Here is a 23850-nt window from a genome sequence, read left to right on the forward strand (position 1 = left end):
TCTTATGAAGACGCTCACACGCAGCGAATTTCGCAAACAGATCCGTATCAAACGCAATGCCTTATCTGGCGACCAACAAACTCAATCCGGTATCGACTTAGTTAAGCAGTGCATGCAGCTTGATGAAATTCAGTCTGCTCAGCATATTGCCCTCTATATCTCTATCGATGGCGAACTCGATACTCAGCCTTTAATCGAATGGTTATGGGCGCAAGGTAAGCAAACTTATTTACCAGTATTGCACCCCTTCTCTGCCGGGCACCTGCTGTTTTTACACTACTCGCCAACCACACCGACGGTCTTGAATAAGTACGGTATTGTCGAACCTCAGCTCAATCAAATGCTGGTTAAACCTTGTCAGCAACTCGACCTTATTCTTACGCCCCTTGTCGGCTTTGACTCCCATGGCCATCGTTTAGGTATGGGCGGCGGATATTACGATCGCACCTTGGCAAAGTGGTTCGAGACGGGCGAAGGTGCAGCTCCTATTGGTTTGGCTCATGATTGCCAACATGTTGATACGCTACCGATTGAAGAATGGGACATTCCGTTACCTAAAATCGTGACTCCGAGTAAAACTTGGCAATGGGAAAACAACCATTAAAGCGCTATAATCGCGCCGCAAACGTTAACCTCGATATAGAAACGTTAACTCAATATCTAAACGTTAACTTCATCATTACGCAAACGATCAATTCAAAGCGCAAGACCTTATTCAGGAGAATGGCATGACTCAAGATGAAATGAAAAAAGCAGCTGGCTGGGCAGCACTTCAATATGTTGAAGAAGGCAGCATTGTAGGTGTAGGTACTGGCTCTACAGTAAATCACTTCATCGACGCACTAGGCACAATGAAAGACAAAATCAAAGGTGCGGTTTCAAGCTCTGTTGCTTCAACGCAGCGACTAGAAGAGCTAGAGATCAAAGTGTATGAGTGTAACGATGTCGCTAAGCTAGACATCTATGTTGATGGCGCAGATGAAATCAACCCAACTCGCGATATGATCAAAGGCGGCGGCGCTGCTTTGACTCGTGAAAAAATCGTAGCGGCTATCTCTGATAAGTTTGTGTGTATTGTTGACGGTACTAAAGCAGTTGATGTGTTGGGTAAATTCCCACTGCCTGTTGAAGTAATCCCAATGGCACGTTCATACGTGGCACGTGAGTTGGTTAAGCTTGGTGGTGACCCAGTTTACCGCGAAGGCTGCACAACCGATAACGGCAACGTGATCCTAGATGTGTACGGCATGGCGATCGAAAACCCGAAGCAACTAGAAGATATCATCAATGGTATAGCTGGTGTGGTGACGGTTGGTCTGTTCGCTCACCGTGGTGCTGATGTGGTTATCACCGGCACGCCTGAAGGTGCAAAAATCGAAGAATAAATAATAGAAGATTGAGTTTTTCTGTTACTTCATTACATACGGTGCCCTAGGGCGCCGTTTTTTTTGCTTTATTGCTGTAAAATTATGTCTTATTCCGTAATTTTCTTACCCAAAACATTTTTTTTTTGTTACTTTATTGTTCAGAAGACGCACAGGGAAAACGTTTGTCTCCTAACAAAGTGGTGAATTTGTTCCCCTTTCAGCCATTTTGTAGCACGTGCGCCGCATTTGCCCAACCTTTCCATTTTAAGGACGAGAACAATGGCCAAAGTTTCACTGGAAAAAGAAAAAATTAAAATTCTACTTCTAGAAGGTCTTCACCCTTCTTCTGTAGAAGTACTGCAAGCCGCTGGTTACACAAACATTGAGTACCACAAAGGCTCGCTACCGGAAGATGAACTTCTTGAAGCAGTAAAAGATGCTCATTTCATTGGTATTCGTTCTCGCACTAATATCTCCCAAGAAGTTATTGATGCAGCTGAAAAGCTGGTTGCCGTCGGTTGTTTCTGTATTGGTACTAACCAAGTCAACCTTCAAGCAGCAGCAAAACGCGGTATCCCTGTGTTCAACGCACCGTTCTCAAACACTCGAAGCGTTGCTGAGCTCGTTCTTGGTCAGGTTCTATTGCTACTACGTGGCATTCCAGAAAAGAACGCGCTTGCACACCGTGGCATCTGGAAAAAGAGTGCCGACAACTCTTACGAAGCCCGTGGTAAGCGTTTAGGTATTATTGGCTACGGTCACATCGGTACTCAACTGGGTATTATTGCTGAAAACCTTGGCATGCGTGTTTACTTCTACGACATTGAAAACAAACTGTCTCTGGGTAACGCAACGCAAGTTCATACCATGACGGAATTACTGAACAAGTGTGACGTAATCTCTTTGCATGTACCTGAAACCAACGAAACAAAAGACATGATGGGTAAAGAAGAGTTCGAGCGCATGAAGCCTGGTTCTATCTTTATCAATGCAGCACGTGGCACGGTAGTCGATATCCCAGCTCTGTGCGGCGCCCTAGATTCTGGTCACCTTTCAGGTGCAGCAATCGATGTATTCCCAACGGAACCAAAAACCAATGCTGACCCATTTGAGTCCCCATTGATGCAGTTCGATAACGTGATCCTAACGCCTCACGTGGGTGGTTCAACTCAAGAAGCACAAGAGAACATCGGTGTTGAAGTAGCAGGTAAGCTTGCAAAATACTCTGATAATGGCTCAACGCTATCAAGTGTTAACTTCCCTGAAGTATCATTACCACTGCATACAGGTGCTTCTCGCCTGCTGCACATTCACGAAAACCGTCCGGGTATCCTAACTCAAATTAACACCATCTTCGCAGAGGAAGGGATTAACATTGCAGGTCAGTACTTACAAACTGCAGCAGATATGGGTTATGTGGTTATCGACGTGGAAGCGAATCGTTCAGAAGAAGCTCTGCTTAAACTGAAAGAGATCGAAGGCACAATTCGTGCTCGTCTACTTCACTAATCATCGAATTAGATCATAAGTAAAATAGAAAAGGCTCTCGTAATGAGAGCCTTTTTAGTACTTGGCCTACTGTAGGTAAATAGATCATGATGATCTAATCCCTCCTGAGGTATGTTCACTACTCTTCTAGTTGGTAGATCACATTCACTCGATCACGAATGGTGATCGTCGAATCTTCATAAGAATTCGACTCGGTTCTCGCATCCATTGCCATTGAACGCATCAATACAGGCTGAGAAGATTGTGCGTTGTAATCTACGCGCCATACATCACCTAACTCGCGCTCAAAACCGCTCGCCAATGATTTAGCTTTTGATGTCGCATCTTTAATGGCCTCCAAGCGCGCTTGCTCCTGATACTTAGCTTGGTCACGAACCTGAAGTTGGATATTATCGATCTGGTTAATACCCTGCCCAATGGCAATATCCATGTAGTCATTTAAGTTGGCTAGCTCATTCACTTGAACGGTCACATTACGTGATGCACGGTAACCAACCAGTTCAGGTTTACCATTTTTCGGGTAATGATATTGAGGAGATAAATACAGGTTAGAGCTGTGTACATTCGCCTCATCAACACCCGCTTGATGTAGCTTATTTAGAAAGCCAGTCACCACTTTATCAACGGTATTTTTAGCCTGTTCAGCAGTCATCGTCGATTCCACGACTCTAACTGAAAATGTCGCCATGTCTGGTGTCGCGATCACTTCACCATAGCCTGTCGTTGAAATATGCGGAAAAGATGGCGAGTCAGCCAATGATGGAAAACTCACAGCACTCAATGCTGCTGTAAGAGTAAGAGACGTTGCTAACATCTTTGGTACAAACTTCATTAGGTAGACCTATGCTGAACAAATGTTCTTTTATCATAGAGCAATTTGTCACATAACCAATCCCGCGACAGGACTTCTAACACAACTTTGACGCTGCAAAAACCAACAGCTTACTGAGGTAAGTGGTTGTGGGCATAATTTAATATTGCTTGAGATATCTCTTTTAATACCCCGCTCTCTAATTGCCAATGGTGCCAATAGATTCGATAAGACAACAAAAAGCCGGGCGTAATATCAATCAAAGCACCAGACTCTAGCTCCTCGATAATCTGCAATCGAGGAATCAAACAATAGGCAACGCCCGACAATGCCAAGCGTACAAATGCTTCTGAGCTGCCGACAGTATGATTGATCACACTATCTCTCGGGACGTTAAAATGATCATGCAAAAATTTCTTATGCAGATCATCGTATTGATCATAGGAAACCGCAGGTGCTTTGCTTAAGGTGGCGTAGTTTACGCCCTCTGCAAAGTAACGCTGATGAAAGTCAGGGCTAGCCACGCACACATAATCCATCCTACCGAGATAGTCAGCACTGCAGCCAGGAATCGCTTGAGACTCCAAACTGATTGCACCGGCCACCTCACCACTTTTAATCTTCTCAATGGTTCTTGATTCACCATGAATCGCGAGGTTCAACTCAACTTGACGTGAATTCATCACATCAGATAACGCAGGAAGTAACCATGTCGCCAAGCTATCAGCATTGGTCGCAATAGACAGAGAAAGAGGTTGAGTTCCCTCTTCGTTCATCAACTCTGGGACAAGCTCGTGCTCTAACAAGCGAACACGGCGATATAAGCCCAGTAGTTTTTTACCCGCAGGCGTTGGCCTAGGCGGGCTTTCTCTCACCAAGGCTGGCTGAGCCAACCACTTTTCCAGCTGTTTGATGCGTTGAGATACCGCCGACTGGGAGATATATAACTGCTCAGCAGCCCTTTCGAAGCTACGTTGTTTTACTACAGCATCCAGTGCTTCAATCCATTTATAATCCAATCCGCGCATCAATTTGCTTCCTTTTTAAGCTAACTCATCACCACATTAGCAACTCTAATAATGGATTAAAATCATTAATTATACTTATTTAAAGGGTCAGAGTATCTTCGCCATATAGCACGTAAATATCGTTAAATAAGTGGAGGTTAAAATGAGTTTTTGGGTTTTATTACAAGGTTTTGGTCTAGGGGCAAGTATGATTATCCCTATTGGCGCTCAGAATGCGTACGTCCTAAATCAAGGGATAAAACGCAATCATCATTTAACGACAGCAACGATTTGTAGCCTGCTCGATACTCTGTTTATCTCATTAGGCATTTTTGGCGGCGGAGCGATCTTGTCGCAAAATGAATTACTGCTTACCTCAGTGACACTAGGTGGCATCGCTTTTCTGACTGTGTATGGTTTGCTCTCACTACGCAGTGCATTCAAAGTGCGCACCAGTGATGAGTCGAAAGGTGAGATATTAGCGCGTGGCAAGCGCACCGTTATTTTAGGGGCATTGGCAGTAACAGTATTAAACCCACATCTCTATTTGGATACCGTGGTAATTCTTGGATCCATTGGTGGGCAATTTGAAGGCAACGACAGAATTGCATTTGCTATGGGGACTATATTGGCTTCGTTCGTCTGGTTCTATTCTTTGTCATTAGGCGCTGCAAAACTAGGCCCGACGCTATCTAAACCTAAGGTTAAGAAAGGCATTGATATCGCAGTCGCAACCATGATGTTCGCCATAGCAACGGTGCTTACCGATGGACTTATTGAGCAATACTGGTAAATCTATTTAGCTTCATGAAACCAACAAAAAAGGCGGATAACCTAAGTTATCCGCCTTTCCTTATAAAAGCTTATAGTTATAAAAACTAACTAGGAATTAAGCTTCTACTTTATTCATGTGTACATCCATTTGCGGGAATGGAATTTCGATACCCTCGTTATCCAAGCCTTCTTTGATTGCTTGCATCAGGTCGAAATAAACATTCCAGTAGTCAGCAGTGCTAACCCATGGACGAACAACGAAGTTAACTGAAGAATCAGCAAGCGTATGAACACCAACTTGAACGCCAGGTTCTTTCAGTACACGCTCATCAGATTCACAGATCTTAGTCAGTAGCGCTTTTGTCTTCTGAAGATCAGCGTTGTAAGAAACACCAATCATTAGATCAATACGGCGCGTCGCATGACGAGAATAGTTTGTGATTGGGCTGCCGATAACGCTACCGTTAGGTACTACAACCATTTTGTTGTCTGGCGTTGTTAGAACCGTTTGGAAGATTTGAATAGAATCAACTGAACCTGCCACACCACCAATTTCCACATAGTCACCAGACTTAAATGGACGGAATGCAACGATAAGTACACCAGCAGCAAAGTTAGATAGTGAGCCTTGTAGTGCAAGACCAACGGCTAAACCAGCCGCACCAATAACAGCAACTACAGATGCCGTTTGAACACCTAAACGACCAAGTGCAGCAATTAAAACAATCACAAACAACAAGTAACGAACTAAACCATGGACGAACTCCACAACTGCTCGGTCCATTTTCTTCTTCTGAAGAACCTTAGACACGCTATTCGCTACTGCTTTAACAATAAGGTTACCAATAAATAGAATTATCAGTGCTGAAATGATATTTACGCCATATTGGATAAATAAATCTGAATTATTTGTTAACCACTGCTCTGCTTGAGACAAACCATCCACAAGTGGAGTCTCAATCGCTGTCGAACTATCAGCCATAATGTGCATCCTCTATATAATATGCTATGGGCTAAACTGCCTTAAGCCTCATTTACTCTGCAATATAATAAACAGTGTAATTACCGTTAAGTCATTGTGTTAAAAGTAAATTAAAGCCAAGTCCTTTTTATAAACTGAACCAAGTTCAGTTTTTCGGCACGATATCCGATCTTTGACAGATTGCAAAGTCATATTTATGTAAGCTTTTGAATTATTAAAACTTACCGATAAACACAAATACCGATAACTAAAAGACTACGAAATTTATTCACCGCACGCTAGGTTTTTCACATATTTAGTACAAGTTTTTATCAGATATAAAAAAACCCGCTCAATGAGCGGGTTTTTAAAACTTAAAGAGTACTTAATTCAAAGAATTATAGTACGTCTACAGCGTTAAGGTCAGCAAATGCTTTCTCTAGACGAGCAACCATTGAAGCTTGACCAGCACGTAGCCATACGCGTGGATCGTAGTACTTCTTGTTTGGAGCAGCTTCGCCAGTTGGGTTGCCGATTTGACCTTGTAGGAAATCGAAGTTGTCAGCAGAGTACTGACGGATACCGTCCCAAGTTGCCCACTGTGTATCAGTATCGATGTTCATTTTGATAACACCGTAGCCGATAGACTCTTGGATTTCTGCTTCAGAAGAACCAGAACCACCGTGGAATACGAAGTTTAGAGCGTTAGGTGCGATACCGAACTTCTCTGCACAGTATGCTTGAGAGTCACGTAGGATAGTTGGAGTAAGTACAACGTTACCAGCTTGGTAAACACCGTGTACGTTACCGAAAGATGCAGCGATAGTGAAACGTGGGCTAACAGCCATTAGTTTCTCGTAAGCGTATGCTACGTCTTCTGGAGAAGTGTAAAGCTCAGATGCGTCCATATCAGAGTTATCAACGCCGTCTTCTTCACCACCAGTACAACCAAGTTCGATCTCGATTGTCATGTTCATTTTAGCCATGCGCTCTAGGTACTTAGCACATGTTTCGATGTTCTCTTCTAGAGACTCTTCAGAAAGGTCTAGCATGTGAGAAGAGAATAGAGGCTTACCAGTTTGTGCGAAGAACTCTTCACCAGCGTCTAGTAGACCGTCGATCCATGGAAGAAGTTTCTTAGCAGCGTGGTCAGTGTGCAGGATAACTGGAACACCGTAAGCTTCAGCTACAGCGTGTACGTATTTTGCACCAGCTACAGCGCCAAGAACTTGTGCGCCTTGACCTTCAAGTTTAACGCCTTTACCTGCGAAGAATGCAGCGCCGCCGTTAGAGAACTGAACAACTACTGGAGCTTTAACTTTAGCAGCTGCTTCTAGTACTGCGTTTACAGAGTCAGTACCAACAACGTTTACAGCAGGAAGAGCAAATTTGTTTTCTTTTGCTACTTCAAATACTTTCTGTACGTCATCGCCAGAAATCACACCAGGTTTTACAAAATCGAAGATCTTAGACATGGAAATAGTCCTATTTATTCTATCGTTTTAAGATTAAAAAACTTAAGTTTAAAAACTTGCAATCGTTTGCTCACAACTTATGCCATTCTAGCAAAAAAGTGTGATATGCAGCAAACGTTAAAAGGCGAGATTCACATCTCGCCTTTCTAAATCAATTATGCTTTAGCACGCTCTTCAAGCATTGCTACTGCAGGAAGTACTTTACCTTCAACGAATTCAAGGAAAGCGCCACCGCCAGTAGAGATGTAAGAAACGTCAGCTTTGATACCGAACTTATCGATAGCTGCTAGCGTGTCACCACCACCTGCTACAGAGAAACCTGCAGACTCAGCGATTGCTTTAGAGATACCAGCTGTACCCGCTTCGAAGTTCTTGAATTCGAATACGCCTACAGGGCCGTTCCAAAGGATTGTTTTCGCGTTGCCGATGATTTCAGCTAGTGCCGCAGTTGAATCTGGACCAAGGTCGAAGATCATGTCGTCGTCTTGAACTTCAGAAACGTGCTTGATTTCAGCTTCTGCGTTTTCGTCGAATGCTTTAGCACATGCAACGTCAGTTGCTACTGGGATAGCACACTCTTTCATTAGCTTTTGAGCCGTTTCAACTAGGTCAGCTTCGTATAGAGACTTACCTACGTTGTGGCCTTCAGCAGCGATGAATGTGTTCGCGATACCACCACCAACAACAAGCTGGTCAGCAATTTTAGAAAGAGATTCTAGAACGGTTAGTTTAGTAGAAACTTTAGAACCACCAACAATAGCCACTAGTGGGCGAGCTGGGTTGTCCATTGCTTTACCAAGCGCTTCAAGCTCAGCAGCTAGAAGAGGGCCAGCACATGCTACAGGAGCGTAAGTACCAACGCCGTGTGTAGAAGCTTGAGCACGGTGAGCTGTACCGAATGCGTCCATCACGAAGATGTCACATAGCGCAGCGTACTGCTTAGAAAGTGCTTCTTCGTTCTTCTTCTCGCCTTTGTTGAAACGAACGTTTTCAAGAACAACTAGCTCACCAGCGTTTAGCTCTAGGCCGTTTAGGTAATCTTTAGCTAGTTTAACTTCGCAATCTAGTGCGTCGTTTAGGTAGTTAACTACAGGAGCTAGAGAGAACTCTTCGTTGTATTCGCCTTCAGTAGGACGACCAAGGTGAGAAGTAACCATTACTTTTGCACCAGCTTCTAGGCAAAGCTTGATAGTTGGTAGAGATGCTAGGATACGTGCATCTGAAGTTACTTTACCGTCTTTTACTGGTACGTTTAGGTCAGCACGGATAAATACGCGTTTACCTGCAAGTTCCAGGTCAGTCATCTTGATCACAGACATGATTTGTCCTCTCAAATTTAAATAAATATAAAGTTTTGGAAACTCAGCAACCCTGCTAAGCCTATAAATTATTCAACTGGTAATTCTTTCACTACTAATAATATGTGGACTCTTAGTATTTATTTCAAGCTAAAAAATAAATAATCCGCACATTTGCTTCTAGGTCTTACTTCTTGCCTTCAGAAGCTTGCATTGCAAGAACCGTATCCAGCATTCGGTTCGCAAAGCCCCATTCATTATCACACCACACTAGCATTTTAACTAAGTGGCCGTTGCTCACTCGCGTTTGTGAACCATCAACGATTGCGCTATGGGGATCGTGATTAAAGTCGATGGAAACGAGCGGCGCTTCAGTATAGTCAACTATATTGTGTAATGTACACTGGGATGCATTAACAATGGTTTGATTTACGTCATTAACTTTCACATTTGCATTAATTGTGACACTTAAATCCATCGCTGTTACGTTTACCGTCGGCACACGCACAGATATAGCTTCAAATTTGTTGGAAAATTTCGGGAAGATTCTTTCAATACCTTTATGCAACTTGGTATCGACAGGAATGATCGATTGGCTTGCTGCTCGAGTACGACGCAAATCGCTGTGGTACGCATCGATAACTTGTTGATCATTCATTGAAGAGTGAATAGTCGTAATCGTACCGGACTCGATACCAAAGGCGTCATCAAGAACCTTAATGATAGGGACAATACAGTTGGTGGTGCACGAACCATTGGAAACGATTTGGTGGTCCGCTTCGATGGTATCGTGGTTCACACCATAGATAATGGTGTTATCGAGGTCATTGGCACCGGGGTGAGAAAACAGTACCTTTTTCGCCCCTGCAGCAATGTGCGCGAGGCCGTCATCTCGGCAACCATAAACACCGGTACAATCGAGAACGATATCCACCTCAAGGTCACGCCAAGGCAACAGCTCAATATCAGCAAGATGTAAGATACGAATGGTATCAAACTCACCCTTGTCTTCAGCACCAATGCCATGATGGACATAAATGTGCTCTTGATCGTTAGAGATTTTCTTACCGAAGCGGCCGTGACTGGTGTCGTACTGCAATAGGTGAGCCATAGCGTCAGGCTGAGCAAGCTCATTGACCGCTACTACTTTGATTTGTTGGCTTTTGCCACTTTCATAGACAGCGCGCAATACATTACGCCCTATTCGTCCAAATCCATTTATCGCGACTTTTAGCATAGTTCCGTACATCTAACCAAAATTTCGTGCAACAGATGATAACTGAATCCTACCCAAAAGGCATTACTTGAATAACTCAGCTTGTTCATGACAGATTGATCTGTTGCTTATAGAGATGAGTCTAGGAGAAACAAATCCCAGAGACAAAAAACCGAGCTCAGCGCTCGGTTTTTTTATTCATTTCATTGTTAGCACTAAGCTAGCAATCAATGATTAAGCAAGAAGCTCTTTCGCGGTGTTTACTACGTTTTCAGTAGTGAAACCGAACATCTTGAATAGCTCGCCTGCTGGTGCAGATTCGCCAAACGTTGTCATACCGATGATCTTGCCACCGAAACCAACGTACTTGTACCAGAAGTCAGCGATGCCAGCTTCTACTGCGATACGAGCAGTAACGTCAGATGGAAGTACAGACTCACGGTATTCAGCATCTTGCTTGTCGAACGCGTCAGTTGCAGGCATAGATACTACGCGTACTGCTTTACCTTCAGCGGTTAACTGTGCAGCAGCTTCAACAGCAAGCTCAACTTCAGAACCTGTTGCAATGATGATTAGCTCTGGCTTGCCTTCACAATCTTTCAGGATGTAACCACCCTTAGCGATGTTAGCTACTTGCTCAGCATTACGATCTTGTTGTGCAAGGTTTTGACGAGAGAAGATTAAAGATGAAGGACCATCTTTACGCTCAATAGCCAGTTTCCAAGCAACAGCAGACTCAACTTGGTCACATGGGCGCCATGTGCTCATGTTTGGCGTTAGACGTAGAGAAGCGATCTGTTCAACCGGTTGGTGAGTAGGACCATCTTCGCCTAAGCCGATAGAGTCGTGCGTGTAAACTTGGATGTTCTGAACTTTCATCAGAGCAGCCATACGCATTGCGTTACGCGCGTATTCCATGAACATTAGGAACGTTGCGCCGTATGGTACGAAACCACCGTGCAGAGCGATGCCGTTCATGATAGCCGTCATACCGAATTCACGTACACCGTAGTGGATGTAGTTACCAGAGAAGTCAGTTGCTTCAAGAGACTTAGAACCAGACCACATAGTTAGGTTAGAAGGCGCAAGGTCAGCAGAGCCACCCATGAATTCTGGTAGCATTTGACCAAACGCTTCTAATGCGTTTTGAGATGCTTTACGTGAAGCGATGTTTGCTGGGTTAGCTTGAAGATCAGCAATGATTGCGTTTGCTTTCTCTTCCCACTCAGCTGGAAGTTCGCCGTTAGTGCGACGTTTGAATTCTGCTGCTTGCTCAGGGTAAGCCGCTGCGTATGCGTCAAACTTAGCATTCCACGCCGCTTCTTTTGCTGCGCCCGCTTCTTTCGCATTCCACTCAGCGGCGATATCTGCTGGGATTTCGAAAGGACCGTGTTCCCAACCAAGTGCTGCTTTAGTTGCTGTAATTTCATCAGCACCTAGTGGAGCGCCATGGCAGTCGTGCGTACCAGCTTTGTTTGGAGAACCAAAACCGATGATAGTTTTAGTACAGATAAGCGTTGGACGAGGGTCTGCTTTAGCTGCTTCGATAGCTGCATTGATTGCTTCCGGATCGTGACCGTCTACTGCTGGGATTACGTGCCAGCCGTATGCTTCAAAACGCTTAGGAGTATCGTCAGAGAACCAACCTTCCACTTCACCATCGATAGAGATACCGTTGTCATCCCAGAAAGCAACTAGCTTACCAAGACCTAGCGTACCAGCTAGTGAACATGCTTCGTGAGAGATACCTTCCATCAGACAGCCATCACCCATGAATGCATAAGTGTAGTGGTCTACGATGTCGTGGCCTTCTTTGTTGAACTGTGCAGCCAGTGCTTTCTCTGCCATTGCCATACCAACAGCGTTAGTGATGCCTTGACCTAGAGGACCCGTCGTTGTCTCGATACCAGGAGCGTAACCGTACTCTGGGTGACCAGGAGTCTTAGAGTGCAGTTGACGGAAGTTTTTCAGATCTTCAATTGAAAGCTCGTAGCCTGCAAGGTGAAGCAGAGAGTAAATCAACATTGAACCATGGCCGTTAGACAGGATAAAACGGTCGCGGTCAGCCCACTCTGGGTTTGCTGGGTTGTGGTTCAAGTGGCCACGCCAAAGAACTTCAGCGATGTCAGCCATACCCATAGGTGCGCCTGGGTGGCCTGAATTTGCTTGTTGAACACCGTCCATGCTAAGTGCGCGGATTGCATTGGCTAGATCTTTACGAGAAGGCATGTCTGCTCCTGGATACATAAGCGATTTAAAAAAGAGATAGTGCTAATGTTTTCATTTTAATTAGCGCGGGTATTCTCTCAAACGACTATTGCGACTGCAAACGTTTTACTGGCATTTTAACGGTCATTTTTCGCAATTTTCGAACATTTACATCACTTGGCAGTGGCTTATCTCAATCGATACGCAAACGATTAGTTATGACATATCATAAAAAAGAGCTTGTAATTCGACCGCTGGAATTTAGAATAGCCGTCTAGATGTAGAAACACCTACAAAATATACTGTATTTAATGGCGCGCTTCCTAGCTTGCGACGCCATAAACTATTTACACCAAAAACTAAAAGTGGAGCTCTCATGGCTAAGCACCTATTCACTTCTGAATCTGTTTCAGAAGGCCATCCAGATAAAATTGCAGACCAAATCTCTGATGCTGTTCTTGATGCCATCTTGGAACAAGATCCAAAAGCACGTGTTGCTTGTGAGACTTACGTTAAAACCGGCATGGTTATGGTTGGCGGTGAAGTAACAACGTCTGCATGGGTTGATATCGAAGAAATCACTCGTGAAACAGTACGTGAAATTGGTTACGTTCATTCTGATATGGGCTTTGACGCTGACTCTTGTGCTGTTCTAAACACAATTGGTAAGCAGTCTCCAGACATCAACCAAGGTGTTGATAAAGAAGACCCTAAAGAGCAAGGCGCAGGCGACCAAGGCATCATGTTTGGTTACGCGACTAACGAAACACCAATCCTAATGCCGGCTCCAATTACTTACTCTCACCTTCTTGTTAAGAAGCAAGCTGAAGTACGTAAGAGCGGTAAACTTGACTTCCTTCGCCCTGATGCGAAATCTCAAGTTACGTTCCAATACGACCAAGGTAAAATCGTTGGTATCGACGCTGTTGTTCTTTCGACTCAACACTGCGATTCAGTAACAACACCGGATCTACGTGAAGCAGTAATGGAAGAGATCATCAAACCAGTACTTCCTGCTGAGTGGATCAACAAAGACACTAACTTCTTCATCAACCCAACAGGCCGTTTCGTAATCGGTGGCCCAATGGGTGACTGTGGTCTAACAGGTCGTAAGATCATCGTTGATACCTACGGCGGCGCAGCTCGTCACGGTGGCGGTGCATTCTCTGGTAAAGATCCATCAAAAGTTGACCGTTCTGCAGCTTACGCGGCTCGTTACGTTGCGAAAAACATCGTTGCTGCTGGCATGGCTGACCGTTGTGAGATTCAACTGTCTTACGCTATCGGTGTTGCTGATCCAACATCTATCATGGTTGAAACGTTTGGTACTGAAAAAGTAGCTCACGAAATTATCATTGAAGCAGTTCGTCAAAACTTCGACCTACGTCCATACGGTCTTCAAGAGATGTTGAACCTTCTTCAGCCTATCTACAAGCAGACTGCTGCATACGGCCACTTCGGTCGTGAAGAGTTCCCTTGGGAAGCGACTGACAAAGCAGCAATCCTTGCGGACTTCGCTGGCCTAAAATAATTTAGCCACTGCGATTTGTTTCTTTAAAGCCCTTACTTCTTAGTAAGGGCTTTATTTTTATGTACTTACCTTACTTTCACTCGCCATTCTCTTCTCTAATGCCCTTCTTTACCGTTAACCACTTAGTATAAAAAACCGCTGATAATTTGTGTTTTCTAACACTACTGACAATAGTTAAGGTAACTCCTAAGAGATCAAGCTCACATTTAACTTAAATTAATTCAGCCTGATAACGCTCGTTAAATGCACGCTAGAACAAAAACTGGGATGACAAAGAGCAATTTAGCTCAACACCATAACTCTCACACAAGCCACATCGATGAGCCTTATGGAATTATAACTAGGACGTTATTTAACTAGGGGGATCTATGCCTCGTACCGCGCACCCATCCGAACTGAACGATAAAAAACACAAGGTCAGCGATAAGGATTACGCTCGCACCATTCCTTGTAACCAAATCAGTATTTCCGCACCCTTTCATTGGTTGTCGCTTGCTCTGCATGACTTAGTAAGAATGCCATTAATCAGCGCATTCTACGGTTTGTGCTTTATGGGAGCGGCAATCGCCATTGTTCAGCTTGTCCAATGGCAAGGAACACACTTGGTCGTAATGCCAAGCCTGATCGTGTACATGCTAATAGGGCCGTTTCTTGCTCTGGGCTTGTATGACGCAGCTTGGGAAAGAGAAAAAGGCCACAACGCAAGCCTACTGCACTCGATGAAAGCCATCACTCGCAACTCCACCCACCAATGGGCCTTTGCGATCGTATTGATGGTTGCGATGATATTCTGGATGCGTATCGCTGCGTTATTGCACGCGCTCTACCCTTCAGTGCAAGGCGCACCACTGGCTGAGTTCGCTCCCTTCTTAATTACGGGTTCTGTGATTGGTTTTGTTATCGCAAGCCTCATATTTAGCATCTCAGCATTTTCAATTCCGTTAATGATGGAGAGACGCGTTGATGTGATGAGTGCGATTTTCACTAGCTTTAATGCCGTGAAATCGAACATCCCTGCAATGGTGGTTTGGGCGAGTATTATTTGTGCCGGTATTTTGGTGGGTTTTGCCACCTACGGCATCGGAATGATCGTCACCATGCCGCTACTTGGCTATGCTACATGGCACGCTTATCACGAGATCATTAAGAAAAAACATCACGTGTAAAGCATCGCTAGATCAACAAGCAATGTTATGATTAGGCCTTGGTTTAAACGCTGAGGCCTTTTATTTGGAGTTAACAACGTTTGTCTTACACCCCGCAACAACACCGAGCAAATAAGAAATTGGCCGAATGCCTAGCTATCGCAAATCAACATTTCTCTCGTGAATTTCCACACCCAACTATCACCTTCAAGTTAAGAGGCAAAGCGGCGGGAAAGGCCTACCTTCAGCTCAACGAAATTAAGCTCAACCACGTACTATTTTCTGAAAATGAAGATGCCTTCATCAACGAGGTTGTGCCACATGAACTCGCACACCTGATCACGCATCAGGTTTTCGGACGTGTTAGGCCTCACGGAAACGAGTGGAAATACGTGATGGAAAAAGTATTCAACGTGCCAGCCAGAACAACTCACAGCTTTGAAATCGCGTCAGTTCAAGGGAAAACCTTTGAATATCGATGTGAGTGCACCACTTACCCATTATCAATCAGACGACACAACAAAGTACTTCGGAATCAATCGACCTACCGCTGCCACTTGTGCCAGCAAACCTTAGCTTTCACGGGAACTCAACTAAGCTAGTGACAGGTTGATTTACTCGGTAGAACAAATCTAATAGAGAGATCTAACATTTGAGTGCTAGACTGATGTTTATCATACTTTTATCAGTCTTTTTCTATGCAAAAACTCACCTTCAAAGCATTTGGCCTACCTGTATCTTTTTACTTAACAATAGTATTTGGCCTACTGGTAACCCAAAGCGTTCTCGCCGCACCACCGAGCTCATTTTCCAAAGCAAAAAGAGAAGCGGTGAAGATTTACCTCGACCATCCGACTTCATTTTATTGCGGCTGTGACATTACTTGGAAGGACAAAAAGAAAGGCATTCCCGACCTTGATGGCTGTGGCTATCAAGTCCGAAAACAACAAAAGCGGGCGAGTCGAATTGAGTGGGAACACGTGGTTCCAGCTTGGCAATTTGGCCACCAGCGTCAGTGTTGGCAAGATGGTGGGCGCAAGAACTGCACTCGCAATGACAAAATATTCAAATCCATGGAAGCCGACCTTCACAACCTAACTCCGGCCATTGGCGAGGTTAACGGTGATCGCTCCAACTACAACTTCAGTCAGTGGAATGGCATGGATGGTGTGAGCTATGGTCAGTGTGAAATGCAGGTCAACTTCAAGCAGCGTAAAGTTATGCCGCCAGACAGAGCAAAAGGCTCTATCGCGCGTACTTACCTTTACATGAGCCAAGAGTATGGTTTCAAACTATCTAAGCAACAAACCAACCTAATGATGGCGTGGAACAAGCAATTTCCTGTCGACAAGTGGGAATGTACTCGTGATGAGCGAATCTATGCCATCCAAGGTAATCACAACCCATTTGTTTACCCTGCTTGTAAATAACGTCGCTCGTACAATCAACATTCCTAACTATCTCAAACAAGAGTTTCAGAATTGCCCCTGAAACTCTTGCTCTACCCTTGTTTTTTCAACTAAAAGCATCCATGTTAGGCAGAGACAAAATACCCAAATGAACATATTTATAGGTTTACCAGCATGAGAATCCCTCGTATTCATCACCCAGAACGCATTCATCAGTTAGGTTCACTCGCTTTAGGCGAAGATGCCGCGGGTCATGTTGGTCGTGTCCTTCGCATGAAAGAAGGCCAAGAAGTCCTTCTATTTGATGGCAGTGGCGCTGAATTCCCTGCGACGATAGCCGAAGTATCAAAGAAAAATGTCACCGTTAATGTTTCTGAACGCATCGAACGCAGCAGCGAATCTCCGTTAGACTTACATTTAGGCCAAGTGATTTCACGTGGCGACAAAATGGAGTTCACGATTCAGAAATCGGTTGAGCTTGGTGTGAACACCATTACCCCTTTAATTTCAGAGCGCTGTGGCGTTAAGCTTGATACAAAACGCTTCGAGAAAAAACTCGCACAGTGGCAAAAGATTGCTATCGCGGCGTGTGAACAGTGTGGCCGCAATACGGTTCCAGTCATTCGCCCTATCATGCAACTTGAAGAGTGGTGTAGCGAACCGAGTGAAGCATTAAAGCTGAACTTACATCCTCGTGCAAAATACTCAATTAATACCCTTCCAGAACCTATCAGTAAGGTACGCCTATTGATCGGCCCTGAAGGTGGCTTGTCGGCTGAAGAAATCGGCATGACAGAACAATACAAATTTGAAGAGACGCTACTCGGCCCACGTGTACTTCGTACCGAAACAGCAGCTCTAACCGCAATTACTGCCTTACAAGTCCGTTTTGGCGATCTAGGCTAGGAGAAAAAAATGATCAAACTTGGCATCGTAATGGATCCAATTTCATCCATTAACATCAAAAAAGACTCTAGCTTTGCCATGATGCTTGAAGCTCAGCGTCGTGGTTACGAAATCCATTACATGGAAATGGATGATCTACATTTAGATCAAGGCGTAGCCATTGCTGACACTAAGGTTGTTGAACTAAAAGAAGATCCAAACGGTTGGTACGAGTTCAAATCAGAACAGACTATCGCGCTATCCGATTTAGATGCGGTACTAATGCGTAAAGATCCTCCGTTTGATACTGAGTACATCTACGCAACTTACATTCTTGAGCGTGCTGAAGAGAACGGCGCACTGATCGTCAACAAACCACAAAGCCTACGTGACTGTAACGAGAAGTTGTTCACGGCATGGTTCCCTGAACTGACACCGACCACCATCGTGACTCGTAAAGCTGAAAAAATTAAAGCGTTCCGAGAAGAACACGGCGACGTGATTCTAAAACCACTTGATGGCATGGGCGGCGCGTCTATCTTCCGTGTGAAAGAAGGCGATCCAAACGTATCAGTTATTATTGAAACCTTGACCAACCACGGTCAGAACTACGCAATGGCACAAACTTTTGTTCCAGACATCAGCAATGGTGATAAGCGTATTCTTGTGGTTGACGGTGAGCCAATGCCTTACTGTCTAGCGCGTATTCCTGCAAAAGGGGAAACTCGAGGTAACCTTGCTGCTGGCGGTACAGGTGAAGCTCGTCCTCTAAGTGAAACAGACTGGGCTATCGCAAGAGCAGTTGCTCCAGCACTGAAAGAGAAAGGCTTAATCTTTGTTGGGCTTGATGTTATCGGCGACAAGCTGACTGAAATTAACGTGACTAGCCCTACTTGTATCCGTGAAATTGAAGCCGCTTTTGATATTTCAGTTACAGGTAAATTAATGGATGCAATTGAGCGTCGCGTTAACGCTAAATAGCCTAAACTAAAGAAAGCCTTAGCTATTCGAAAACACAGAAATATCTAGGCAAAGAACAATGAGCGGCTTTACGCCGCTCTTTTTCCTTTACTGGGAACACACTGGCAGGAGGCTCTATGAATTTAACGAACCACTTTCTGGTTGCTATGCCCGGAATGAAAGACCCATACTTTCAAAATTCGGTGATTTACCTTTGTGAGCACAATGACGAAGGCGCGATGGGTTTGATGATCAACGCCCCTATTGATGTCACTGTCGGTAGCATGCTTAAGCAAGTTGAGGTTGATTCTGATCAGCCAAAACCCAACCAAGCAAGTCTTGATAAGCCTGTATTGAATGGTGGACCGGTCGCAGAAGACCGTGGGTTTATTTTGCACAAACCTAAAGGCAACTATCAATCCAGTATCAGCATGACGGATCAAATCTCAGTGACAACCTCAAAAGATATCTTGATGGTGTTGGGCACAGAAGATGAGCCGATGAATTATTTAGTCGCACTTGGGTATGCAGGATGGGAACCCGGACAACTGGAAACAGAACTGACCGAGAACTCATGGTTAACCGTTGAAGCCGATCCGAAGGTCATCTTCGATACACCGATTTCTGACCGCTGGAAAGTCGCTGTACAGATGTTAGGCATTAATGCAGCTCAGCTTTCAGCAGACGCTGGTCACGCCTAGCTCAAATCAACTAAGTAAAATAAACAGACACTCTCAAACACAGATAAATTTGGAAACCCCATGTCACGAACAATTATGGCATTTGACTACGGTACAAAAAGTATCGGCAGTGCGATAGGACAAGAAATCACGGGCACCGCAAGCCCTCTAAAAGCTTTTAAAGCCAAAGATGGCATCCCAAATTGGGACGATATCGAAAAACAAATTAAGGAGTGGCAGCCGAACCTGATTGTAGTCGGCCTTCCTACCGACCTTCATGGTAAAGACTTAGCAACCATTACACCTAGAGCGAAGAAGTTCGCTAACCGCCTTAAAGGACGATTTGGTGTCGATGTTGAACTACATGATGAAAGACTCTCGACCACAGAAGCAAGAGCCGACCTTTTTGAAATGGGCGGCTATAAAGCGCTAAGCAAAGGCAATGTCGATAACCAGTCTGCAGTCGTCATTTTAGAGAGCTGGTTTGAAGCACAATATTCATAACGAAAATTAAGAGCTCAAAGATTAAACTCCTTTGTGATCCTATAATGATATTACGACGTAATGTCGAAGCAATTCATTATTAGGTAAGTGGGAGTTCACATGAAAATTTTTCTAGCAATCTTCGTAGCTCTAGCAATATCAGCATGCAGTTCGACAAGCTCCAATAATGCAGGTTATATGAATCATACTTCGACTGACGCAGACGTAATCAGCGAGCCTAAGAACAAGAAGCGTTGATAATACAGACGCAGTCGAACGATGAATATGATGAACGCCTGATTTTAACCTAGAATCAAATCAGGCGTTTTTTATCACCCCATATCTATCTTCACACCAGCCAACGCCCCAGTTCCGTAGTCGTCATCACCACGTCTAGTTTTGAGCATTAAGCGCAAGTCATTAGCAGAATCGGCACTGTGGAACGCATCCTCTTCGCTGATCTTGCCTGCTATCACTAAATCATACAAAGCTTGGTCAAAGGTCTGCATACCTATCTCTTTCGATTTAGCCATGGTTGCTTTCAGTTCGTGTAGTTCACCACGACGAATCAAGTCAGAAACACGAGGGCTATTCAGCAGAATCTCGAATACACCATGACGCCCGCTGCCATTCTTGTCGCGAATGAGTTGCTGAGCGACGACACCACGCAGGTTCATCGATAGGTCAAACAAGAACTGTTCTTTCTGCTCTTTCGGCACCAAATGAAGAATACGCTCTAGCGCTTGGTTAGCGTTATTGGCGTGCAAGGTTGCCATACACAAGTGACCCGTTTCAGCAAAGGTCATCGCGTATTCCATGGTCTCACGGCTACGGATTTCGCCAATCAAGATCATGTCTGGTGCTTGGCGTAGCGAGTTCTTAAGCGCGACTTCGTAACTCTCGGTGTCGAGCCCGACCTCACGCTGCGTCACGATGCACTTTTTATGTTCGTGCACAAATTCAATAGGGTCTTCAACCGTCAAGATATGTCCCGAGCGATTGGTGTTGCGATAGCCTGTCATTGCAGCCATTGAGGTCGATTTACCAGAGCCTGTCGCACCAACCACCAGCACAAGTCCGCGCTTAGCTATTGATAGGTCCTGTAGTACATCAGGAAGCTTTAGTTGCTCAAAGGTTGGGATGTTAGTCTCGATACGTCGAATGACCGCTCCAGGTAGCTCTCGCTGAAAGAATGCACTGACACGAAAACGACCAAAGTCACGCACGATGGCAAAATTAGCCTCACGCGCTTGCTGATACTCATCACGTCGATCTTGTTCCATCATCGCATCAAGTAATTGAGCAACCTGTGCCGCATTCAGCTTCTCTCCTTGAGGGCGTAATTCACCATCCACACGAAACAGGATTGGCGCATCGACAGTGATATAGAGATCCGATGCCTTTTGAGAAAGCATTCCCTCAAGGATTTGATTCAATTCCATTATGTACACCTTAATTAAAACATTGAGGTTTCAATTTCGATCTTTTTCTCGACCTCTTCCGAATCAACCAAGCCCTGCGCCATCAGCTGCTTCGCATTTTGTTCCATGGTCTGCATGCCGTGCGCTGCGCCCGTTTGAATGATCGAGTACATCTGAGCGACCTTGTCCTCGCGAATCAAGTTTCTGATCGCAGATGTTGCCATCATGATTTCATGACACGCCACACGACCACCACCAACACGCTTTAGCAGCTTCTGGGCTATCACCGAGCGCAGTGATTCAGACAACATCGAACGAACCATATCTTTATCGCTACCTGGGAACACATCGATAATACGGTCGATCGTTTTAGCCGCAGAACTGGTGTGCAGAGTACCAAAGACCAAGTGACCCGTTTCTGCTGCGGTTAACGCTAAGCTAATCGTCTCTTGGTCACGAAGTTCACCAACCAGAATCACGTCTGGGTCTTCACGTAAGGCACTGCGCAGTGCCGCTTTAAAACTGTGAGTATCACGGTGAACTTCACGCTGGTTGACTAGGCATTTATTATTGGTGTGAACGAATTCTATCGGGTCTTCAATCGTCAGAATATGCTTATTGTGGTTGCGATTTACGTAATCAACCATCGCCGCAAGAGTCGTTGATTTACCAGAGCCAGTTGGACCAGTGACGAGCACTAACCCTTTTTCGTAGTTAGCAATCCTTTCGAAGATCTCAGGTGCACCTAACTGATCTAAAGTCGGGATTTCGACAGGGATAGTTCGAAAGACAGCTGAGCAGCCACGGGCTTGGTTAAACGCATTAACACGAAAGCGACCAACATTGGGTAATTCAAAAGAGAAGTCGACTTCCAGTTTTTCTTCAAACTCGCCGCGTTGTGAATCGCTCATGATCTCAAAAACCAAACGATGCACATCAGCATGACTCAAAGCTGGGATTCCAAGCTTCCTTACTTCACCATCTATACGTACCATTGGAGATACACCCGCAGAAAGATGTAGATCTGACGCGTTATGCTTTACACTAAAATCTAGTAACTCAGTGATATCCATTTATTTTCCCTTAAGTAAAGTCAGCTATGAGTAGTATTCAACAAAATATCGAACAAATCACCTTACAGATTCGTAGTGCTGAGCAAAAGTGCGGACGAGCTCCAGAGTCCGTGCAACTTTTAGCCGTCAGCAAAACTAAACCTATTGATGCGATTCTAGAAGCCGCACTCGGAGGCCAAGTTGCCTTTGGTGAAAACTATGTTCAAGAAGGTGTAGATAAAGTAAAACACTTTTCAGAACAACATTCTAACCTAAATTTAGAGTGGCATTTTATTGGTCCAATTCAATCCAATAAAACCCGCCCAATCGCGGAAAGATTTCAATGGGTGCATTCCGTCGATCGCGATAAGATCGCACAAAGGCTTAATGATCAACGACCAAGCGAACTTCCACCTTTGCAAGTGTTGATTCAGGTAAACACCAGTGGTGAAGAGTCCAAATCTGGAGCCTCAGAAGAGACAGTTTTTGCACTCGCGGAGTTGATTTCATCGCTCCCCAACCTCACCTTAAGAGGATTGATGTCGATTCCTGCAAACGTATCTGACTATCAATCTCAGCTTAATGCATTTTCTCAACTGGCAGAGCTTAAAGACAAGCTAGCCGCGAAGTATTCAGACATTGATACCCTTTCGATGGGGATGAGTGGTGATATGGATGCAGCAGTTGAGGCTGGTAGCACAATGGTTCGTATTGGAACAGCTATTTTCGGCGCTCGTGATTACGCGAAATAGCCGTAGTAAGTAACGACAAGTACAAGTATTGATACCGCTTCGCCTTATCCGCGCAGCGACACGCTCAGGATTTTATATATGGTACATAAGAACATCGCCTTTATTGGGGCGGGAAACATGGTTCGCTCAATTGTAGCTGGCTTAGTTGCTAGTGGTTACCCAGCGCAAAAGATTACTGCGACAGCACCTTCAGAAACCAGAAGGCTGCCGTTAGAACAAGAATACGGCATCAATACCACCAGCGATAATATTGCAGCAGCAGAGCAAGCAGACGTTGTTGTGTTATCCGTGAAGCCACAAATGATGGCTGATGTATGTAAACCCTTACAAGATATCGACTTCAGCAACAAACTGGTTATCTCAATTGCCGCGGGTATTAATGCGAATCGACTTAATGAGATGTTAAACTGCCAACTGAACCTTGTTCGTGTGATGCCAAACACGCCATCACTGCTTGGTAAAGGGATGAGTGGTCTTTATGCCGATGCAACTGTCAGCCAAGATGATAAAGACTTTGCTTCTCAGCTGATGCAAGCTGTTGGTGAAGTAAGTTGGGTTGAACAAGAGTCTGGAATCAACAACATCATTGCGGCGGCGGGTAGCGCTCCGGCTTACTTCTTCCTGTTTATGGAAGCGATGCAAGCTGAAGCAATCAAGCAAGGTTTTGACCAAGAAACCGCTCGTAAATTAGTGCAGCAGTCTGCATTAGGCGCGGCAGAGATGGTGGTAGCGAATCCAAATACTGAATTATCGACACTGCGTGAACAAGTGACTTCAAAAGGCGGAACAACTGCAGAAGCATTGCGCACGTTCAATGAACATCAACTATCAGACATCGTAGCCAAAGCCATGCAAGCGGCGGTCGCTCGAGCTGAAGAGATGGAAAAACTGTTTTAAGCATTTTGT

Annotated in this window: 24 protein-coding genes; 15 read left to right on the forward strand and 9 right to left on the reverse strand. The window is 44.7% G+C overall.

What is annotated here, in order from left to right; all coding sequences use genetic code 11:
• The first annotated feature begins 4 nt into the window (after nucleotides 1-4).
• The 3 genes from AB4384_RS09350 (at nucleotide 5) to serA (ending at nucleotide 2876) form a co-directional block, all read left to right on the forward strand.
• Nucleotides 5-604, forward strand: coding sequence for a 5-formyltetrahydrofolate cyclo-ligase (locus tag AB4384_RS09350; RefSeq protein WP_017059056.1), 600 nt, complete (start codon nucleotides 5-7; stop codon nucleotides 602-604).
• A 124-nt stretch (nucleotides 605-728) separates the two neighbouring features.
• On the forward strand, nucleotides 729-1385 hold the full coding sequence (gene rpiA, locus AB4384_RS09355) for a ribose-5-phosphate isomerase RpiA (RefSeq protein ID WP_017059057.1): 657 nt from the start codon (nucleotides 729-731) through the stop codon (nucleotides 1383-1385).
• Between the two features lie 261 nt (nucleotides 1386-1646).
• Nucleotides 1647-2876: a phosphoglycerate dehydrogenase gene (gene serA / locus AB4384_RS09360; protein ID WP_102321429.1), complete on the forward strand. Its 1230-nt coding sequence runs from the start codon at nucleotides 1647-1649 to the stop codon at nucleotides 2874-2876.
• A gap of 118 nt (nucleotides 2877-2994) precedes the next feature.
• Here serA and AB4384_RS09365 read toward each other — a convergent pair whose 3' ends face one another.
• Nucleotides 2995-3708 carry an oxidative stress defense protein gene (locus AB4384_RS09365; protein ID WP_004735362.1) on the reverse strand — a complete coding sequence of 238 codons (714 nt, stop codon included), beginning with the start codon at nucleotides 3706-3708 and terminating at the stop codon, nucleotides 2995-2997.
• Nucleotides 3709-3818: 110 nt separating this feature from the next.
• Entirely contained in the window at nucleotides 3819-4715 is an 897-nt protein-coding gene (locus AB4384_RS09370; RefSeq protein WP_102321476.1) for a LysR family transcriptional regulator ArgP, read from the reverse strand.
• A gap of 142 nt (nucleotides 4716-4857) precedes the next feature.
• Here AB4384_RS09370 and AB4384_RS09375 point away from each other — a divergent pair, with 142 nt between their 5' ends.
• Entirely contained in the window at nucleotides 4858-5487 is a 630-nt protein-coding gene (locus AB4384_RS09375; protein ID WP_017059061.1) for a LysE/ArgO family amino acid transporter, read from the forward strand.
• A gap of 96 nt (nucleotides 5488-5583) precedes the next feature.
• Here AB4384_RS09375 and mscS read toward each other — a convergent pair whose 3' ends face one another.
• The 5 genes from mscS to tkt form a co-directional block, all read right to left on the reverse strand.
• Nucleotides 5584-6450: a small-conductance mechanosensitive channel MscS gene (mscS, locus tag AB4384_RS09380; protein ID WP_017063201.1), complete on the reverse strand. Its 867-nt coding sequence runs from the start codon at nucleotides 6448-6450 to the stop codon at nucleotides 5584-5586.
• A 377-nt stretch (nucleotides 6451-6827) separates the two neighbouring features.
• A complete protein-coding gene (fbaA, locus tag AB4384_RS09385) occupies nucleotides 6828-7904 on the reverse strand; it encodes a class II fructose-bisphosphate aldolase (RefSeq protein ID WP_010435694.1) in 1077 nt (358 codons plus the stop codon).
• Nucleotides 7905-8059: 155 nt separating this feature from the next.
• Entirely contained in the window at nucleotides 8060-9223 is a 1164-nt protein-coding gene (locus tag AB4384_RS09390; RefSeq protein ID WP_372129364.1) for a phosphoglycerate kinase, read from the reverse strand.
• 166 nt (nucleotides 9224-9389) lie between these two features.
• On the reverse strand, nucleotides 9390-10439 hold the full coding sequence (gene epd / locus AB4384_RS09395; RefSeq protein WP_032545627.1) for an erythrose-4-phosphate dehydrogenase: 1050 nt from the start codon (nucleotides 10437-10439) through the stop codon (nucleotides 9390-9392).
• 213 nt (nucleotides 10440-10652) lie between these two features.
• Nucleotides 10653-12647 (reverse strand): transketolase, encoded by a 1995-nt coding sequence (tkt, locus tag AB4384_RS09400; protein WP_102333136.1) that lies wholly within the window; start codon nucleotides 12645-12647, stop codon nucleotides 10653-10655.
• Between the two features lie 355 nt (nucleotides 12648-13002).
• Between tkt and metK the strand changes: the two genes are divergently transcribed.
• From metK to AB4384_RS09445, 9 genes are all read left to right on the forward strand, one after another.
• A complete protein-coding gene (gene metK / locus AB4384_RS09405; protein WP_017062234.1) occupies nucleotides 13003-14157 on the forward strand; it encodes a methionine adenosyltransferase in 1155 nt (384 codons plus the stop codon).
• 368 nt (nucleotides 14158-14525) lie between these two features.
• The gene (locus AB4384_RS09410) at nucleotides 14526-15323 is read left to right on the forward strand and encodes a DUF2189 domain-containing protein (protein ID WP_017062235.1); all 798 of its coding nucleotides are present in this window, start codon (nucleotides 14526-14528) and stop codon (nucleotides 15321-15323) included.
• Between the two features lie 80 nt (nucleotides 15324-15403).
• Entirely contained in the window at nucleotides 15404-15904 is a 501-nt protein-coding gene (locus tag AB4384_RS09415) for a SprT family zinc-dependent metalloprotease (protein ID WP_372129365.1), read from the forward strand.
• Nucleotides 15905-16000: 96 nt separating this feature from the next.
• The gene (locus tag AB4384_RS09420; RefSeq protein WP_017063198.1) at nucleotides 16001-16732 is read left to right on the forward strand and encodes an endonuclease; all 732 of its coding nucleotides are present in this window, start codon (nucleotides 16001-16003) and stop codon (nucleotides 16730-16732) included.
• A gap of 153 nt (nucleotides 16733-16885) precedes the next feature.
• On the forward strand, nucleotides 16886-17617 hold the full coding sequence (rsmE, locus tag AB4384_RS09425) for a 16S rRNA (uracil(1498)-N(3))-methyltransferase (RefSeq protein ID WP_017062238.1): 732 nt from the start codon (nucleotides 16886-16888) through the stop codon (nucleotides 17615-17617).
• A gap of 9 nt (nucleotides 17618-17626) precedes the next feature.
• Complete coding sequence (gshB, locus tag AB4384_RS09430; protein WP_004735482.1) at nucleotides 17627-18577, forward strand: glutathione synthase; 951 nt, start codon at nucleotides 17627-17629, stop codon at nucleotides 18575-18577.
• Nucleotides 18578-18693: 116 nt separating this feature from the next.
• Nucleotides 18694-19257, forward strand: coding sequence for a YqgE/AlgH family protein (locus AB4384_RS09435; protein ID WP_017062239.1), 564 nt, complete (start codon nucleotides 18694-18696; stop codon nucleotides 19255-19257).
• 60 nt (nucleotides 19258-19317) lie between these two features.
• Entirely contained in the window at nucleotides 19318-19740 is a 423-nt protein-coding gene (ruvX, locus tag AB4384_RS09440) for a Holliday junction resolvase RuvX (protein WP_017062240.1), read from the forward strand.
• 99 nt (nucleotides 19741-19839) lie between these two features.
• On the forward strand, nucleotides 19840-19977 hold the full coding sequence (locus AB4384_RS09445; protein ID WP_170791814.1) for a hypothetical protein: 138 nt from the start codon (nucleotides 19840-19842) through the stop codon (nucleotides 19975-19977).
• A 74-nt stretch (nucleotides 19978-20051) separates the two neighbouring features.
• Here the strand turns inward: AB4384_RS09445 and AB4384_RS09450 are convergent, their stop codons facing one another.
• Nucleotides 20052-21161 (reverse strand): PilT/PilU family type 4a pilus ATPase, encoded by a 1110-nt coding sequence (locus AB4384_RS09450; RefSeq protein WP_372129366.1) that lies wholly within the window; start codon nucleotides 21159-21161, stop codon nucleotides 20052-20054.
• 14 nt (nucleotides 21162-21175) lie between these two features.
• On the reverse strand, nucleotides 21176-22213 hold the full coding sequence (locus tag AB4384_RS09455) for a type IV pilus twitching motility protein PilT (RefSeq protein WP_372129367.1): 1038 nt from the start codon (nucleotides 22211-22213) through the stop codon (nucleotides 21176-21178).
• Between the two features lie 26 nt (nucleotides 22214-22239).
• On the opposite strand from AB4384_RS09455, the gene AB4384_RS09460 reads away from it, so the two are divergent.
• On the forward strand, nucleotides 22240-22944 hold the full coding sequence (locus AB4384_RS09460) for a YggS family pyridoxal phosphate-dependent enzyme (protein ID WP_372129368.1): 705 nt from the start codon (nucleotides 22240-22242) through the stop codon (nucleotides 22942-22944).
• A 78-nt stretch (nucleotides 22945-23022) separates the two neighbouring features.
• Nucleotides 23023-23841: a pyrroline-5-carboxylate reductase gene (gene proC, locus AB4384_RS09465; protein WP_372103738.1), complete on the forward strand. Its 819-nt coding sequence runs from the start codon at nucleotides 23023-23025 to the stop codon at nucleotides 23839-23841.
• The last annotated feature ends 9 nt before the right edge of the window (nucleotides 23842-23850 follow it).

Source organism: Vibrio sp. 10N.261.51.A4, assembly GCF_041471945.1.
GTDB classification, from domain to species: Bacteria; Pseudomonadota; Gammaproteobacteria; order Enterobacterales; family Vibrionaceae; genus Vibrio; species Vibrio crassostreae_C.

Bases quoted from the DNA above. Each gene is read 5' to 3' on its own strand.
- AB4384_RS09350 (WP_017059056.1), top strand. From the start codon at position 5: ATGAAGACGCTCACACGCAGCGAATTTCGCAAACAGATCCGTATCAAA.
- rpiA (WP_017059057.1), top strand. From the start codon at position 729: ATGACTCAAGATGAAATGAAAAAAGCAGCTGGCTGGGCAGCACTTCAA.
- serA (WP_102321429.1), top strand. From the start codon at position 1,647: ATGGCCAAAGTTTCACTGGAAAAAGAAAAAATTAAAATTCTACTTCTA.
- AB4384_RS09365 (WP_004735362.1), bottom strand. From the start codon at position 3,708: ATGAAGTTTGTACCAAAGATGTTAGCAACGTCTCTTACTCTTACAGCA.
- AB4384_RS09370 (WP_102321476.1), bottom strand. From the start codon at position 4,715: ATGCGCGGATTGGATTATAAATGGATTGAAGCACTGGATGCTGTAGTA.
- AB4384_RS09375 (WP_017059061.1), top strand. From the start codon at position 4,858: ATGAGTTTTTGGGTTTTATTACAAGGTTTTGGTCTAGGGGCAAGTATG.
- mscS (WP_017063201.1), bottom strand. From the start codon at position 6,450: ATGGCTGATAGTTCGACAGCGATTGAGACTCCACTTGTGGATGGTTTG.
- fbaA (WP_010435694.1), bottom strand. From the start codon at position 7,904: ATGTCTAAGATCTTCGATTTTGTAAAACCTGGTGTGATTTCTGGCGAT.
- AB4384_RS09390 (WP_372129364.1), bottom strand. From the start codon at position 9,223: ATGTCTGTGATCAAGATGACTGACCTGGAACTTGCAGGTAAACGCGTA.
- epd (WP_032545627.1), bottom strand. From the start codon at position 10,439: ATGCTAAAAGTCGCGATAAATGGATTTGGACGAATAGGGCGTAATGTA.
- tkt (WP_102333136.1), bottom strand. From the start codon at position 12,647: ATGCCTTCTCGTAAAGATCTAGCCAATGCAATCCGCGCACTTAGCATG.
- metK (WP_017062234.1), top strand. From the start codon at position 13,003: ATGGCTAAGCACCTATTCACTTCTGAATCTGTTTCAGAAGGCCATCCA.
- AB4384_RS09410 (WP_017062235.1), top strand. From the start codon at position 14,526: ATGCCTCGTACCGCGCACCCATCCGAACTGAACGATAAAAAACACAAG.
- AB4384_RS09420 (WP_017063198.1), top strand. From the start codon at position 16,001: ATGCAAAAACTCACCTTCAAAGCATTTGGCCTACCTGTATCTTTTTAC.
- rsmE (WP_017062238.1), top strand. From the start codon at position 16,886: ATGAGAATCCCTCGTATTCATCACCCAGAACGCATTCATCAGTTAGGT.
- gshB (WP_004735482.1), top strand. From the start codon at position 17,627: ATGATCAAACTTGGCATCGTAATGGATCCAATTTCATCCATTAACATC.
- AB4384_RS09435 (WP_017062239.1), top strand. From the start codon at position 18,694: ATGAATTTAACGAACCACTTTCTGGTTGCTATGCCCGGAATGAAAGAC.
- ruvX (WP_017062240.1), top strand. From the start codon at position 19,318: ATGTCACGAACAATTATGGCATTTGACTACGGTACAAAAAGTATCGGC.
- AB4384_RS09445 (WP_170791814.1), top strand. From the start codon at position 19,840: ATGAAAATTTTTCTAGCAATCTTCGTAGCTCTAGCAATATCAGCATGC.
- AB4384_RS09450 (WP_372129366.1), bottom strand. From the start codon at position 21,161: ATGGAATTGAATCAAATCCTTGAGGGAATGCTTTCTCAAAAGGCATCG.
- AB4384_RS09455 (WP_372129367.1), bottom strand. From the start codon at position 22,213: ATGGATATCACTGAGTTACTAGATTTTAGTGTAAAGCATAACGCGTCA.
- AB4384_RS09460 (WP_372129368.1), top strand. From the start codon at position 22,240: ATGAGTAGTATTCAACAAAATATCGAACAAATCACCTTACAGATTCGT.
- proC (WP_372103738.1), top strand. From the start codon at position 23,023: ATGGTACATAAGAACATCGCCTTTATTGGGGCGGGAAACATGGTTCGC.